This is a genomic window from Paraburkholderia sp. BL23I1N1 (genome assembly GCF_003610295.1).
In the GTDB taxonomy this organism is placed as follows: domain Bacteria; phylum Pseudomonadota; class Gammaproteobacteria; order Burkholderiales; family Burkholderiaceae; genus Paraburkholderia.
Window position 1 is genome coordinate 685,413 of the sequence record NZ_RAPV01000002.1, and the last position, 13,940, is coordinate 699,352.

14 protein-coding genes are annotated in these 13,940 nt (G+C 63.7%); 6 read left to right on the forward strand and 8 right to left on the reverse strand.

Features of this window, described 5'->3' with window-relative positions; translation table 11 throughout:
• Position 1 precedes the first annotated feature (1 nt).
• From B0G76_RS35720 to B0G76_RS35740, 5 genes are all read right to left on the reverse strand, one after another.
• Entirely contained in the window at positions 2-1,081 is a 1,080-nt protein-coding gene (locus tag B0G76_RS35720; protein ID WP_120297465.1) for a homocysteine S-methyltransferase family protein, read from the reverse strand.
• A 275-nt stretch (positions 1,082-1,356) separates the two neighbouring features.
• Positions 1,357-1,614: a DUF3567 domain-containing protein gene (locus tag B0G76_RS35725; protein ID WP_064266743.1), complete on the reverse strand. Its 258-nt coding sequence runs from the start codon at positions 1,612-1,614 to the stop codon at positions 1,357-1,359.
• Positions 1,615-1,731: 117 nt separating this feature from the next.
• Complete coding sequence (locus tag B0G76_RS35730; RefSeq protein ID WP_120297466.1) at positions 1,732-2,520, reverse strand: alpha/beta fold hydrolase; 789 nt, start codon at positions 2,518-2,520, stop codon at positions 1,732-1,734.
• A 155-nt stretch (positions 2,521-2,675) separates the two neighbouring features.
• Complete coding sequence (locus B0G76_RS35735; protein WP_120297467.1) at positions 2,676-3,953, reverse strand: DUF3108 domain-containing protein; 1,278 nt, start codon at positions 3,951-3,953, stop codon at positions 2,676-2,678.
• A 159-nt stretch (positions 3,954-4,112) separates the two neighbouring features.
• A complete protein-coding gene (locus B0G76_RS35740; protein WP_120297468.1) occupies positions 4,113-4,994 on the reverse strand; it encodes an IclR family transcriptional regulator in 882 nt (293 codons plus the stop codon).
• 266 nt (positions 4,995-5,260) lie between these two features.
• On the opposite strand from B0G76_RS35740, the gene B0G76_RS35745 reads away from it, so the two are divergent.
• The 6 genes from B0G76_RS35745 (at position 5,261) to rfaE2 (ending at position 11,845) form a co-directional block, all read left to right on the forward strand.
• Positions 5,261-6,244: a fumarylacetoacetate hydrolase family protein gene (locus tag B0G76_RS35745; RefSeq protein WP_120297469.1), complete on the forward strand. Its 984-nt coding sequence runs from the start codon at positions 5,261-5,263 to the stop codon at positions 6,242-6,244.
• Between the two features lie 284 nt (positions 6,245-6,528).
• Positions 6,529-7,758, forward strand: coding sequence for an ABC transporter substrate-binding protein (locus B0G76_RS35750; RefSeq protein ID WP_120297470.1), 1,230 nt, complete (start codon positions 6,529-6,531; stop codon positions 7,756-7,758).
• A 118-nt stretch (positions 7,759-7,876) separates the two neighbouring features.
• Positions 7,877-8,773 (forward strand): enoyl-CoA hydratase/isomerase family protein, encoded by an 897-nt coding sequence (locus B0G76_RS35755; RefSeq protein WP_120297471.1) that lies wholly within the window; start codon positions 7,877-7,879, stop codon positions 8,771-8,773.
• Positions 8,774-8,951: 178 nt separating this feature from the next.
• Complete coding sequence (locus B0G76_RS35760) at positions 8,952-9,758, forward strand: PhaM family polyhydroxyalkanoate granule multifunctional regulatory protein (protein WP_120297472.1); 807 nt, start codon at positions 8,952-8,954, stop codon at positions 9,756-9,758.
• A 600-nt stretch (positions 9,759-10,358) separates the two neighbouring features.
• The gene (locus B0G76_RS35765; protein ID WP_063494602.1) at positions 10,359-11,231 is read left to right on the forward strand and encodes a hypothetical protein; all 873 of its coding nucleotides are present in this window, start codon (positions 10,359-10,361) and stop codon (positions 11,229-11,231) included.
• A 131-nt stretch (positions 11,232-11,362) separates the two neighbouring features.
• Positions 11,363-11,845, forward strand: coding sequence for a D-glycero-beta-D-manno-heptose 1-phosphate adenylyltransferase (rfaE2, locus tag B0G76_RS35770; RefSeq protein WP_120297473.1), 483 nt, complete (start codon positions 11,363-11,365; stop codon positions 11,843-11,845).
• 3 nt (positions 11,846-11,848) lie between these two features.
• On the opposite strand, the gene B0G76_RS35775 is transcribed toward rfaE2, so the two are convergent.
• The 3 genes from B0G76_RS35775 to B0G76_RS35785 all read right to left on the reverse strand — a co-directional run bounded on the left by B0G76_RS35775 (position 11,849) and on the right by B0G76_RS35785 (position 13,870).
• Positions 11,849-12,088 carry a hypothetical protein gene (locus B0G76_RS35775; protein WP_120297474.1) on the reverse strand — a complete coding sequence of 80 codons (240 nt, stop codon included), beginning with the start codon at positions 12,086-12,088 and terminating at the stop codon, positions 11,849-11,851.
• Between the two features lie 64 nt (positions 12,089-12,152).
• The gene (locus tag B0G76_RS35780; RefSeq protein ID WP_120297475.1) at positions 12,153-12,968 is read right to left on the reverse strand and encodes a type III pantothenate kinase; all 816 of its coding nucleotides are present in this window, start codon (positions 12,966-12,968) and stop codon (positions 12,153-12,155) included.
• Complete coding sequence (locus tag B0G76_RS35785) at positions 12,965-13,870, reverse strand: biotin--[acetyl-CoA-carboxylase] ligase (protein ID WP_120297476.1); 906 nt, start codon at positions 13,868-13,870, stop codon at positions 12,965-12,967. Before B0G76_RS35785 ends, B0G76_RS35780 begins: the two co-directional genes overlap by 4 nt.
• Positions 13,871-13,940: the final 70 nt, after the last annotated feature.

A 13,940-nucleotide genomic window follows, 5' to 3' on the forward strand; every position in this document is an offset into this window, starting at 1 on the left:
ATCAAGCCGTTTCGGTATCGGTTTCCCGATAGTTTGCCCACACCCGCGGCTTCACACCAGCCAACTGCTGAGCAATCGCCGCAATATGCTCCGGCGTCGTGCCGCAACATCCGCCGGCGATATTCACGAGGCCCGCCTGCGCGAACTCCTTCAGCAATCCCGAGGTATCCGCCGGCAATTCGTCGAAGCCCGTATCGCTCATCGGATTCGGCAAACCGGCGTTCGGATAGCACGACACATAGGTGTCGCACAGCTTCGCCAGTTCGGCGACGTACGGTCGCATCAGCGCCGCGCCCAACGCGCAGTTCAAACCGAAAGTGAGCGGTTTGGCGTGACGCAGCGAGTTCCAGAAGGCCTCGACGGTTTGTCCCGAGAGAATCCGGCCCGATGCATCGGTAACGGTGCCCGAGATCATGATCGGCAGGCGCTCGCCGGTGTCTTCGAACAGCTCGTCCAGCGCGAACAGCGCGGCCTTGGCATTGAGCGTGTCGAAGATCGTTTCGACGAGGAACAGATCGCAGCCGCCATCGAGCAAGGCCTTCGCCTGCTCGTAGTACGCCGCGCGCAGTTCGTCGAACGTCACGTTGCGCGCACCCGGATCGTTCACGTCTGGAGAAATGCTGGCCGTCTTCGGCGTCGGTCCGATCGCGCCGGCGACAAAGCGCGGCTTGTCGGGCGTCGAATATTTATCGCAGGCGGCGCGCGCGAGCTTCGCCGATTCGAGATTCATCTCGATGGCGAGGTCTTCCATGCCGTAGTCGGCCTGCGCAACCGTGGTGGCGCCGAACGTGTTGGTCTCGATGATATCCGCGCCCGCCGCGAGATACTGCTCGTGAATCTCGCCGATGATCTGCGGCTGTGTGATTGACAGCAGTTCGTTGTTGCCCTTGATGTCGCGCCCGTAGTCCTTGAAGCGCTCGCCACGATAGCGGGCTTCGTCGAGCTTGTAGCGCTGGATCATCGTGCCCATCGCGCCGTCCAGAATCAGGATGCGCGACTTGAGCAGCGCGGGCAGCACAGTACCGCGCGTGTAAGCGGCGTCGGGACGGACTGGCGTGGCGGATTGAGCAGGCTGGTTCATGGCGGACGAGGGCTTGCGCCGACTTTTTCGGGAAACCTGTCATTGTAGCCGCAGTGGGGCGGTTCCGCCGGGCAGGGGCCGGGTGGGTGCGCGCGTGTGTCAGGCCGCGGCGGCTGCGGTTGCAACGGAATCAAAACGGTGGAAAACAAAACGGCCCAGTCAGGTGAAAGCCTGCTGGGCCGCGTTACGACTGCTGACCGCCTTATAAAGGCCGCCGGCTATGCCGGACGGCGCGGTCAATGGTTGTCGCCAAACCGTTACGTCAATCCCTTCAGCTAGTGAAGAATCACCGGTTGATGCATCAGGCTGTCGAACTGTCCGAGGAATTCGTCGACCTCGTCCAGTGACGGCTCCTCTTCAATCAGCTTTTGCACATGCTCGCGGAAACGCGCCGCCATTGCACCGTCTATGTAGATTTCGCGCTGCAAGTTCTTGTCGACGATCTCGTAGCCTCCCGATTTCATGGCCAGCGGGCCTTCCTGCGGCGGAAACTCGACGACACAATAGTTGGGGCTGTTATAGATCATTTGCATGGCGACACTCCTTATTTCCGTTGGCTCCAGGCCATTCCTGCGCCATAGATGGAGCTTGTGGTGTGGAATTCAAGGGGTGGGTCCGGATTGACGCTTGTAAAGTTCCGAACCTACCGGTTAGACCGGCCTTTCAAGAAACGTTTCAAGCAGTGCAGCAAAACGGTGAGATTGTTCGATGGGCGCGAGATGAGCGGCATCGAGCAGTTCGAACTGTGCGCCTTGGATGGCGTCTGCGATTGCCTGCGTTGCAGCAGGGGGCGTGCCCGTATCGTGACGACCCGCTACGGACAAGGTTGGACGACGTATTGTTCCCAGCTTACTGCGTACGTCGAAATCGCGCAGCGCTTCGCACGCCATGGCGTAGCCTTCTGGCAACGTATGCGTCAGCACGTCGCGGATCTGTTCGGCGGCTTCGGGATGCGCGGCCTGAAAATCGGGCGTCAGCCAGCGGCTCATGGTCGCGGGTATCAGGGGCGCCATACCTTCCGCGCGTGCCGTCGCCGCGCGTTGATCCCACAGCGCACGGCCGTCGGGCAGCGTGCCGCCCGTGGTGTCGGCAACGGTCAGTGTGTCGACGCGCGACGGGTGGTCCAGCGTGAATTGTTGCGCGATCATGCCGCCCATCGACATGCCGACAAGATGCGTAGTGGGTGCGCCGAGCGCATCGAGCAGCGCGGCGAGATCGCGCGACAGATCGGCAATGCCGAAGGGCTCGCTCGATACCGCGGTCTTGCCGTGGCCGCGCAGGTCGTAGCGCAGCACGGTGTAGTTGTCGCGGAAGTAGCCGGCGAGCTGGTCCCACACAGACAGATCGCCGCCGAGCTGGTGAACGAACGTCAGCCACGGGCCGCCGCCCTCATTGCTCAGGACATAGCGCGTCTCGATGCCGTTGATTTTCACTTGCATGCGGGCTCCTTGAAGGGGTACGCAGTGGAAAGAGCCGTTGGCGCGCTGCTCCCGCCTTCACTATAACGTGGCGGCCGCGCGAACGGTTGTCGCTCAATGTGCGAGTGAGCGCCAGCGCGGAAGTTTCAACGATCTGTTCGAGACCCTGCTCGGATTCAGGGCTTTTCGGGCGGGTTGCCAGGAAGGGTCGAATTGTCCGATGAAGAGGGGGCGGCTTGAGGCGCCATGTCGGGGGCGTTAGCGGGCGGCTGGGTTGCCGAATTGTCAGGCGAAGTCATGCCGCCGCCATGGCTACTAGCGCCATCGGTGCTGCTGGTGCCATCTGCATTGAGCTTGCCGCGCCACACCAGTTCGAATTGCGTGCCGTTCGGCTCGGTTTGCATGATTCGCGCGGGCAACCAGCCGAGCGACGGCGCGAGCCATACGTCAATGCGGCGTAGATCGCCGTCATGACGAGGCAATCGTTTGAAGTGGCGTGTCTCGAGGTAACCCTGCGCGGTGCGGATGGTCTCGTCGCCGATCGTCTCCACTGGCCAGTTCTCGCCGCTATCGTTATCGACGACGAAGAATTGCCGCGTCACCCCCGGCTTGTATGCGGCCGGGTCGCCGCGCACGAGGCTGGCAAGCTGCATCACCATGCTGAAACGGTCTTGCGCGCCGTCGGGCAGTGGCAGCGTGGCCGGGGTGCGCGTGAAGGCGATCTGTTTGTCGGTGCGATTGAAGATCGCCACGTCTTCCGGGCGCCGGCCGCGTTTTTCGATGTACTGGTCCGGCGCGAGGCCAAATGCGTCGATCCGGCCGTGGCTCGAATACACGAACGTGCCGACGAACGGCAACGGCACGGAGACAATCATCTCGTAGCTTTGTGCGTTGCTAGCCCAGTGGATTGTGCCGGGCTGGTTGCGCACGCCGTTATAGAACGTGTCGTACTGCAGTTCTCCGGATGGCGGAACGGAGAATTTCACGCCCGCCGCGGCTTTGGGTGCGCTGGCGGCGGCAGGGGCGCTGGCTGTACCGGCGGTGGTCGCACCCGCATTGGCGTTGGCATGAGTACCGGGGGCACTCGCTGCGGCCGATGCGCTTGCCGCGGCATCCGATGCGGCGGTGACCGCGGTTGCCTGCTTTGCCGGTTGCGTCGCCGTCAGCACGTGTTCGCGCGGCTTGCTCGCGGCGGCCTTGTGCGCCGGAGCAGGCGCCGCAGCCGGCTGCGCGTCGGCGGGTTTGCGCTCGATACGTTCGGGTGTCAGCAGTGCGACCTGCACAGGGATATGCTGGTTATCCGATGGATTCAGCGTCGCGCGGTTGCGCTCGACCCATTGCGCCGCGATCCAGTGCAGGACGGCCACCACCAACAGAACCGCAAGCCATCGCCATACCCGCAAACCGGCGCGCGGCGTGCGATCCGATCGGCGGGTGGCAGAAGGTGAAGACATCGGCGAATGAATTCGAACGGGCGGACGGTAAAGGGATGGGCGGGGACACGTCCAGCGGTCCTGCGCGAGGGCAACGGTGAAAGCCTTCAGGCCCGGACACTGAACGGGCACCGAACGAGTTCGACCGCCCACCGGCGAACGGTGTTCCTGAGCTCAGCGTCAGCGTGGCGTCGCACTATACCCGAGCTCGTACGAGAGCTTCTGTGCACAATCGCGTAGCGCCGTATCGATCTCGCCGCCCCAGCGGATATCGAACGCACCTTCGTGACCGAGCGCGATCAGGCCGAGCGCAAGATCGCCGGTCGAGTCGAATACCGGCATGCAGAACGCGTGGATTGTCGGCAGCAACATGCCCTCAACACGCGCCGCTTCGTGCTGCCGCACTTCAGCCAGCAGCCGCTCCACCTCTTCCGGCGTGCGCGGGCCGCCCATATGCGACGAGCGGCGCGAATCGGCCAGTTCGCGCTCGATCATCGCGGCGGTTTTGCTCGGCGGCAGATAGGCGGCAAACAGCAGACCGGTGGCGGAACTGAGCAGCGGCATCACGTCGCCGAGCTTGAGCGACGCCTTGGCCGGATGGCTCGATTCCATCCAGTGGACCATCGTCGGTCCTTGGTTGCCCCACACCGCGATGCCGACTGTCAGGTCGAGCCGGTCGCGCAGTTCAGCGAGCGCAATGCGCGCGAGCTTCACGCCGTCGACGCGTGCAAGCCGCGCGAGCCCCAATTGCAATGCGAAGCCGCCCAGTTCGTAACGGCCCGACAGCGGATCTTGCGCCACCACGCCGAGGCGCAGGAAACTCACCAGATAGCGGTGCGCCTTCGCAGGACTCATACCCGCGCGCTGCGCCAGATCGCGCAGCATCATCGCGCGCGGTTCGTGGGTGAGCACGTCGAGCAATCTGAACCCGACTTCGATCGACTGGATGCCCGAGCGCAGCTTCTCTTCGCCCGTCTCGACGCTTTCGTCGTCGGATTCGGGCGCTTCGTGCGGTTCCGACGGTTCAGCGGAGTCGGTGTCGGTGCGGGCAGTTGGAGACATGAGCGAGGCGCACGGAGCGCGTTTAACGTTCAAAAGACAGTGGAAAAAGGAAACTGGACGGAGGTTCCCAGCCGGGCCCTGCAACAGCGTTTGCAGTCAACCCGACAACGAGGCCCGGCAATCGGTCCTTAAAGTCGGGTTCGAGTCGGGTTCGACGTCGATGCCGCCACGTTGCGCAAACCGCCGCCGGGCACGGGCACTTGGGCCGCGCCGATTCACCATCGTAGAATAGATTCCTTCTATCGTCACTAACGGTTCACTCCCCTATGAAACTTGCCACGCTGAAGGACGGCACGCGCGACGGTCAGCTGATCGTCGTGTCCCGCGACCTGCACACCGCGGCCGTCGCCGACGCGATCGCGCCCACCATGCAGCGCGTGCTCGACGACTGGGCCTTCTACGCGCCACAACTGCAGGACCTGTACGACGCGCTTAACCAGGGTCGCGCGCGCAACACCTTTCCGTTCGACGCCAGGGAATGCATGGCGCCGCTGCCGCGCGCGTTCCAGTGGGCCGACGGTTCGTCGTACGTGAACCATGTCGAACTGGTGCGCCGCGCGCGCGGTGCGGAAATGCCGCCGGAATTCTGGACCGATCCGCTGATGTACCAGGGCGGCAGCGACGACTTCATCGGCCCGAAAGACGATGTGCTGTGCGCATCTGAAGAATTCGGCATCGACTTCGAGGCGGAGGTCGCGGTGATCACCACCGACGTGCCGATGGGTGCCACGCCCGATCAGGCGCTCAGAAGCGTGCGTCTGGTGACGCTCGTCAACGATGTCTCGCTGCGCAATCTGATCCCCGCCGAACTCGCGAAGGGTTTCGGCTTTTTCCAGAGCAAGCCGGCCACGTCGTTCGCGCCGGTGGCGGTGACGCCCGACGAACTCGGCGAGAGCTGGCGCGAAGGGCGCCTGCATCGCCCGATGATCGTTCACTGGAACAACAAGAAAGTTGGCCAGCCTGACGCCGGCACCGACATGGTGTTCCACTTCGGGCAACTGATCTCGCACGCGGCGAAAACGCGCAACCTGCGCGCCGGCGCGATTGTCGGTTCGGGCACGGTGTCGAACAAGGACGCCAAGCGCGGCTATTGCTGTATCGCCGAGAAGCGTTGCCTTGAGACCATCGAGCACGGCGCGCCGCAAACCGAGTTCATGAAGTTCGGCGATACCGTGAAGATCGAGATGTTCGACGAAGCCGGCAAGTCGATTTTCGGTTCGATCGACCAGGGCATCGCGCCGCTGGATTAAGGTGCCACGTTAAGACGCCGGTTTTATGCGGTACGCGGCTTGGGGCCGCGTCCGCACGCAGTTCCGGCGTTGACGAAAGGGTTTAGCCCGATGCCGATGCCACCACGCGCCGCTACACTGACTGGCGCGCCGGCGGGCTCGGGGTAGCGGCTGTGCGTTGATTGTTAAACCGACGCCGGATCAACACGAAGCCGACACGAAGCCGACATGAAGCCGCACGTGAGCAGGGCACAAGAAGCGCATCGGCAGTACATCAAAACGAAAAACCGACGTGAGGAGACAGCATGCCGCGATTTGAATCCTTCGAACAAGGAAACCGGCGAGCAACCCAGGGCGCCCGCGCATCGAGCGCGCGCGCAACACCATCGCGGCGCGGGCTTGCCCGCCTTGCTGCCGCGCTATGTGCCGCGTTACCCGCCATCGCCCTTGCGCAGGTGAAGATCGGCCTTGTGCTGTCGCTGACCGGGCCGGCTGCGTCGCTCGGCATTCCCGCGCGCGACACCGTCACGCTGCTGCCCAAACAGATCGGCGGGCAGAGCGTCGAATACATCGTGCTCGACGACGCGTCCGACACCACCCAGGCGGTGCAGGACACCAAGAAGCTGATCTCCGAGAATCACGTCGACGTCATCATCGGTTCGTCGATCACGCCGAATTCACTCTCGATGATCGATGTGGTCGCCGATGGCGAAACACCGATGATCTCGCTCGCTTCGTCGGCAAAAATCATCGAACCCGTGGATGCAAAACGCCACTGGGTATTCAAGACCCCGCAGACCGACGCGATGATGGCCTCGGCGATCGCCGCGCACGCCAGCGCGCACGGCGTCAAAACGATCGCGTTCATCGGCCAGGCCGACGCGCTCGGCGAAACGTTCTACACCGAAGTCGCCAAGTTCGCGCAACTGCATCACATCGACATGGTGGCGAGCGAGCGCTTCAATCGTACCGATCCGAGCGTGACCGGTCAGGTCCTGAAGATTCTCGCGACCCATCCGGATGCGGTGGTGGTCGGCGCGGCCGGCACGCCCGCCGCGCTGCCGCCGAAGACGCTTCGGGAACGCGGCTACAAAGGGCTGATCTATCACAATCACGGCGTGGGCAATAACGACTTCCTGCGCGTGTGCGGCGCCGATTGCAACGGGACGTTCCTGCCCGCGAGCCCGGTGCTGGTCGCCGCGCAATTGCCGGCGGACCATCCAGCCAAACGTCTCGCGCTCGACTACATCGCGCGATTCGAGGCATTGCGCGGACCGGGCAGCGTGTCGGCGTTCGGTTCGTACACATGGGACGCCGGCATGCTGCTCGGCAACGCGTTGCCGATCGCGCTTAAGGCGGCCGCGCCCGGCACGCCGGAATTCCGCCGTGCGTTGCGCGACGCGCTGGAAGCGACGCGCGGTCTCGCGGATACCAACGGCGTGGTCAACATGAGCGCCACGGATCACCTCGGACTCGATCAGCGCGCGCGCGTGATGGTCGAAATCAAGAATGCGAAGTGGGTTTATCAGCCGTAGTGAATTTGCAGCGGGTTTGCGCTGACATAGCGCGGAATGGGCCGGATGTGTTGGATGTGCCAAATGTGCGCTTAACGCGACGGCTTCAACAGATGGACAGATAGACGGACTGCTCACCATGTCTCATGCACCACACAGTAACGACGCGTTTTACGCGCACTACCAGTCGCTGCAATTGCACCGCCACCCGCACGGCGTGCTCGAAGTCGTGATGAGCGGCGAGGGCGCGAACAAGAGTGGGCTGGCCACCGCTAACGCACGGATGCACTTCGAGCTCGCCGAAATCTGGCGCGATATCGATCGGGATCCCGACACGCGGGTCGCGATCATTCGTGGCGAGGGCAGGGGTTTTTCGGCCGGTGGCGACCTGCAACTGGTCGAAGACATGGCGACCGATTTCGACGTCCGTGCACGCGTGTGGCGCGAGGCGCGCGATCTGGTCTACAACGTGATCAATTGCAGCAAGCCGATCGTGTCGGCGATGCATGGTCCGGCGGTCGGCGCGGGGCTCGTGGCCGGGCTGCTCGCCGATATCTCGATTGCGGCGAAGTCAGCGCGAATTATCGATGGCCACACGCGCTTGGGCGTTGCGGCGGGCGATCACGCGGCCATCGTCTGGCCGCTCCTGTGCGGCATGGCGAAGGCCAAGTATTACCTGCTGCTGTGCGAGCCGGTGAGCGGCGAAGAGGCCGAGCGGATCGGCCTCGTGTCGCTCGCCGTCGACGAAAACGATTTGCGGCCCAAAGCATTCGAAGTCGCGCAGAAACTGGCTCACGGCTCGCAAACGGCGATTCGTTGGACCAAGTATGCGTTGAACAACTGGCTGCGCTCGGCCGGGCCGGCGTTCGACGCGTCGCTGGCACTGGAATTCATGGGTTTTGCCGGGCCGGATGTGCGCGAAGGCGTGAGTTCGCTGCGCGAGCGGCGCGCGCCGGATTTTGGCGGCGCGGACCCGTGGAGCGGGCGGCCGCGCCAGACGCCGGGCGGCGGTCACTCCAGCGGTGAACGCTCCTGAAACCGGAGACTGGCGCGTAGTGCGCAAAGCCCCGCCAGCCGGCACGTGAGGTGCCGCGCGAGCGGGGCGAACAGCAGCCTGAACCAGGCGCGATTTGCCGCGTCACGCGCGGTATGATCGAACCGGACGCGCGCCGGACGGCGCTATTTCCTTCCCTTTATGCAGCGAGGCGACAAGCATGACCGACACACCTGGCACCACGCCGCCCTTTCCCGGCTTTCCTGGTTTTCCGCCCGCTGAAATGCTCGAACAGATGTGGGGGATGATGCGTCTCTCGCCGTTCAGCTCGGCGTTTTCGGGCGCGCAGGCTGGCAGCAGCCTCGGGCCGTCGCTGTCGATGATGTCCGACATGATGGCGCCGCTGACCAACGTCGAAGAACTCGACAAGCGCATTACGGATATGCGCGCCGTCGAGCAGTGGCTGAAGCTCAATCTGAACATGCTGCAGTCCGCCATTCAGGCGCTCGAAGTGCAGCGCGCCACGCTCGCGACGCTGCGTGCGTTCGGCGCGTTCGCGCAGTCGTCGATGGCGCAGCCGGCTTCCGCGACTGCCGCACCGAGCCCCGGGCCGACTGGCTGGCCGCATCCGTCGACATCTTCGGCTGCTTCGGCTTCGGGCAGTGCGAACGCATCAGCCGCCGAGCCGGCAAGCGACGAAGGCGAGGCCGCCGCAACGCCACCGTTCGACGCCTCCGCCTGGTGGAATCTGCTGCAATCGCAGTTCAATCAGATCGCCCAGTTTGCGATGACGCAGCCCACTGCGGCAGCCGCCGCATCAGGCGGTTCGACGCCGGACTCGCCGGCAGCGGCTTCGGCAAGAAATGCGGCTGGCGCGCCGAGCGAGGCCGCCGCAGACGCGGGGCCCGCCACCAAACGGCCGGCAGCGAAGCGGGCCGCGCCGTCGGCTTCAACGTCCGCTTCATCGTCTGCAAAACGCACGGGCAGTACGAGCACCGCAACGCGAGCGACGAAGAAAGCCACTTAACGAACGGCAGAAACGAAGCCAGGCAGCGCGACCCTTGCGACGACGACGCAGAGCCTTGGGGGATCGGTGGTGAAAACGCAGCCAAACGAAGCGAATTCACCGCCTGTCATGGTTTTGACCCCGATCGTCGGCCACACTCCGCGAAACGGACGGTTTATTGAGAGAGGTCAATCCGGCAGGGGAAATGCGTCTGCTAGCGCACGGGATCCGTAAAGTCAGCGTGCTATCATTGTGTAAGCTTCATTGGGCTTTTGGGCGTGCGCTGAAAACAACCAATCCAGCCGCCCTTGCTCCATTCGCCGCCGGTACTCCCGGCGCAGGGCTGGACGGTGCGGATTCATCGCAAACTGGCTCGACCTCAGGCATAGGGTATCCCTCACCCACGGTTGGCCGCGTAGCGCGTAACTTCTGGTTAGCCGCGCCGCGCAAACGGCTGGACTTCTTTGCTGCCCGGTGCATCTGGGCGGCCGATTACCGCGTAAAATTGAATGCTTGGCCGATAAACGATGCACAAAACGGTGCGCTTCGTTCGTCATCAGCAAAAGTGCTACACGAAGTAGTTACAGACACAGACAGTATGCGCAGAACAGGGGTGGGACTATGAACACCATGCTTTATCCGGAACTTTATAAATCGCTCGAATCCGTTCGATGGGACATGGAGAAAGACATTCCCTGGGACAAGTTCGATGCATCGCTATTGACCGACGAGCAGGCAGCGACGATCAAGATGAACGCGATCACCGAATGGTCGGCGTTGCCCGCCACGGAAATGTTCTTGCGTGACAACCATCACGACAGCGATTTCTCCGCGTTCATGAGCGTGTGGTTCTTCGAAGAACAGAAGCATTCGCTGGTGCTGATGGAATATCTGCGCCGCTTCAAGCCGGAAATGTGCCCGACCGAAGAAGAGCTGCACGCCGTGCGCTTCGAATTCGATCCGGCGCCGCCGCTCGAAACGCTGATGCTGCACTTCTGCGGCGAAATCCGCCTGAATCACTGGTATCGCCGTGCTGCCGAATGGCACACCGAGCCGGTCATCAAGGCCATCTACGAAACCATTTCGCGCGACGAAGCGCGTCATGGCGGCGCGTACCTGCGCTACATGAAGAAAGCGATGGTGCAAACCGGCGATATCGCGCGTGCTGCGTTCGCCAAGATCGGCGTCCTGATGGCATCGGCGCGCCGCACGGAAAAGCCGCTGCACCCCACCAACCTGCACGTGAATCAGGCGCTGTTCCCGCGCGACACGATCCAATCGCGTCTGCCGGATCCGGAATGGCTCGAGCGCTGGCTCGACGATCAGATCCGTTTCGACGACGGCTGGGAAAAGAAAGTGGTCGAGCGCATTCTGCACAACCTGTCGATTCTGTTCGAGCGCACGTTCAATACGGCGCAGGAACTGAACCGTTATCGCAAGGAAGTGGTCGCGCGCCTGCAGGCCGATCAGAAGTCGGCTGAACAGCCGGCTTGATGGTTTAGTCGGGGTTTAGTCGGTTTAAGGTTTCAGGAACGGCCCGGCAGGCGTGAGCTTGCCGGGCTGTTTTGCTTCATGCCTTTCGCCGTGTATCGTGGCGGCACTTCTTTTTTCTTCGCGACACCATCATGGCCGCTATTTTTGAACGCAAGATTTTTACGCGCGACGCGCTGGTGAAGCTTCGCGCTTCGATGTCCGCGCCGGTTGTATTTACCAATGGGGTGTTCGACATCCTGCATCGTGGGCATGTCACTTATCTTGCCGACGCCAAAGCGCTCGGCGCTTGCCTGATTGTCGGCGTCAATAGCGATGCGTCAGTGCGCATGCTAGGCAAAGGGGACGACCGGCCGATCAATAACGAGGCCGATCGGATGGCCTTGCTGGCGGCGCTTGAGAGCGTCGATTACGTGGTGTGCTTTGGCGAAAAGACGCCCGTGGAGCTGATTTCGGCGTTGCGGCCGGACGTGCTCGTCAAAGGCGGCGACTACGACATGGATGTTTTGCCCGAGTCGGCCATTGTGCGGGGATGGGGCGGCAAGGCTTTGGCAATTCCCTTCGAGCACGAGCGCTCAACCACCGCGCTATTGAAGAAGGTTCGCGCGCAAGGGTGATCGTTACTGCGGCAGTGCCGATGCCGCGATCGGCGCGGTTGGCGCCGGGCCGCCTACGACTGCCTGGTCGGCGGCTTCGGCTGCCGTAACGGGTCGCACCTTCAACCACTCCGCATGGAACTGACGGTTCAGATGGTTCGGCTCGCGGTTGCCGGCTGTGGGCGCCGGGCCGAATACGCCGCGCACTGCGACGAAGGCCAGCATGTTGGCAAGAAACAATATGGCGATCAGCCAGCGCAGCATCGTTAGTATTCCCCGTCGATAAGTTCAGCCGCCGTTATCCCGCGGTTATCCGTATGGCCGCGACTCAGGCGTCGTGTTCCATCGCGCGTTCGGCGGCAATCAGTGCAAGCCCCGACAGCACCAGCGAATCGTGGCGAGTATGCGGCACTTTTAGCGCGCTTGTCACTTCGTCCACGGCGCCGCCGCTTACTATGAGGCGCACCGGCACCTGCCATTCGTCCTGCAAGTCACGCCACATCCGTTCGATCAAACCGGCTTGCGCCAATGTGCAACCGGCCGACAACGAACGCGGCGTATCGGTCGCGAAGAACGGACCGCTGCGTTCTCGATCAGACGAGGCGTCCGGGTCGAGCAGGCCGCGCGCCGCGTTGGCGTCGAGCGTCGGCAATTGCGCCGTGTGCTCGCCTAGCGAGCGCATCATCAAGGTCCAGCCCGGCGCAATCAGGCCGCCGACAAAGCAGCCGTCCGCACGCAACGCTTCCAGCGTGGTCGCCGTGCCGAACGTCGCAATGAGCAGATTCTCGCCGGGAAACGCCGCGTGCGCGCCAATCAGGCCGGCCCAGCGGTCGCTGCCGAGAGCATGGGGTGTCGTGTAGCTGTTGGTCACGCCGCATTGCTGAGCGCAGGCGCGGATCGTCGTGTACGGCAGGTGCGGCCAGTGAGCGTCGAGTAATGCGGCAATCCGCGCCGCGACACTTTTGCCCGCGACGTTCGATAACCATGCGCCGCCCGGCGTCGGCAAATCCGACCAGTCAGGTTGGTCAGCGCCGCCGTGCGCGAGCGCGCCGGCCGCGATTGGCGTGCCGTCCGGCTCCACCAGCGCCCACTTGATGCGGCTATTGCCCGCGTCGATCAACAGGTAAGGCGCGCTGCGTGTCATGCAGCACCGTCGGCCAGACGCAGCGAGACGTCACCGGTCGCGACGGTCAGAGGGCCTGCCGCCGTGTTGAGCAGCAATTGCCCGCGCTCGTCGACGCCCGCCGCCACGCCGCGCGCCAGTTCCTGACCTTGCTCCAGGAGCACGACTTCGCGGCCCGCGTAGGCGTGCACGGCATTCCAGCGCGCCTGGAATGGGGCGAAGCCTTCGGCGCCGAAGCGCTGCAACGCAGGTTCGAGCGCGTTCAGTTCCGCCGCCAGCGTATCGGTGAGGTTCGCATTCGGCAGCGCGCGTTGCAGCGCCGTCGGCACGGTGCTGCGCGCTTGCGCCGGCACGTCCGCGTTCAGCGCGCCGACCTTGGCGGCAAGCTCGTCGGCACCCTTCACATTGGTGCCGATGCCGATCACCACGGCGCTCGCGTCATCCGTGCTCCACGCCGTTTCGATCAGGATGCCGGCCAATTTGTCGCCTTCGAGCAGGACGTCGTTCGGCCACTTCAGTGCGATCTGTCCAGGACCCGCGACCGGCAACGTGCGCAGCCCGTCGACCAGCGCCACGCCGACCGCGAGGCTCAAACCCGCCAGCCCTTCGAGCGGACGCGGCAGCACGCACGCCACCGAAAACAGCAGCGCGTTGCCCGGCTCCGCATACCACGGGCGGCCACGGCGGCCGCGGCCGGCGGTTTGCAGATACGCGACCCGCACGATCGGCCGCGGCAGCGCATTGGCTTTGCGCGGCAGTGCCTTGACGCGCGTCATCAGGTCGGCGTTGGTCGAGCCGGTTTCCTCGACGATTTCGATCGGCCAGTCATGCGCGTGCGGGCCGAATAGCGCGACGGCGCGTTCGCGGTCGATGCGCCAATCGGAAGCCGCGGCGGCTTGGGGTGGGGTCTTGGAGGCGTTCATGTCTCATATTGTAGCGACAGCGAACGCTGTAAGCCCGTGAGCACGGTTCATCGGCCGCGCCTTCGTTACA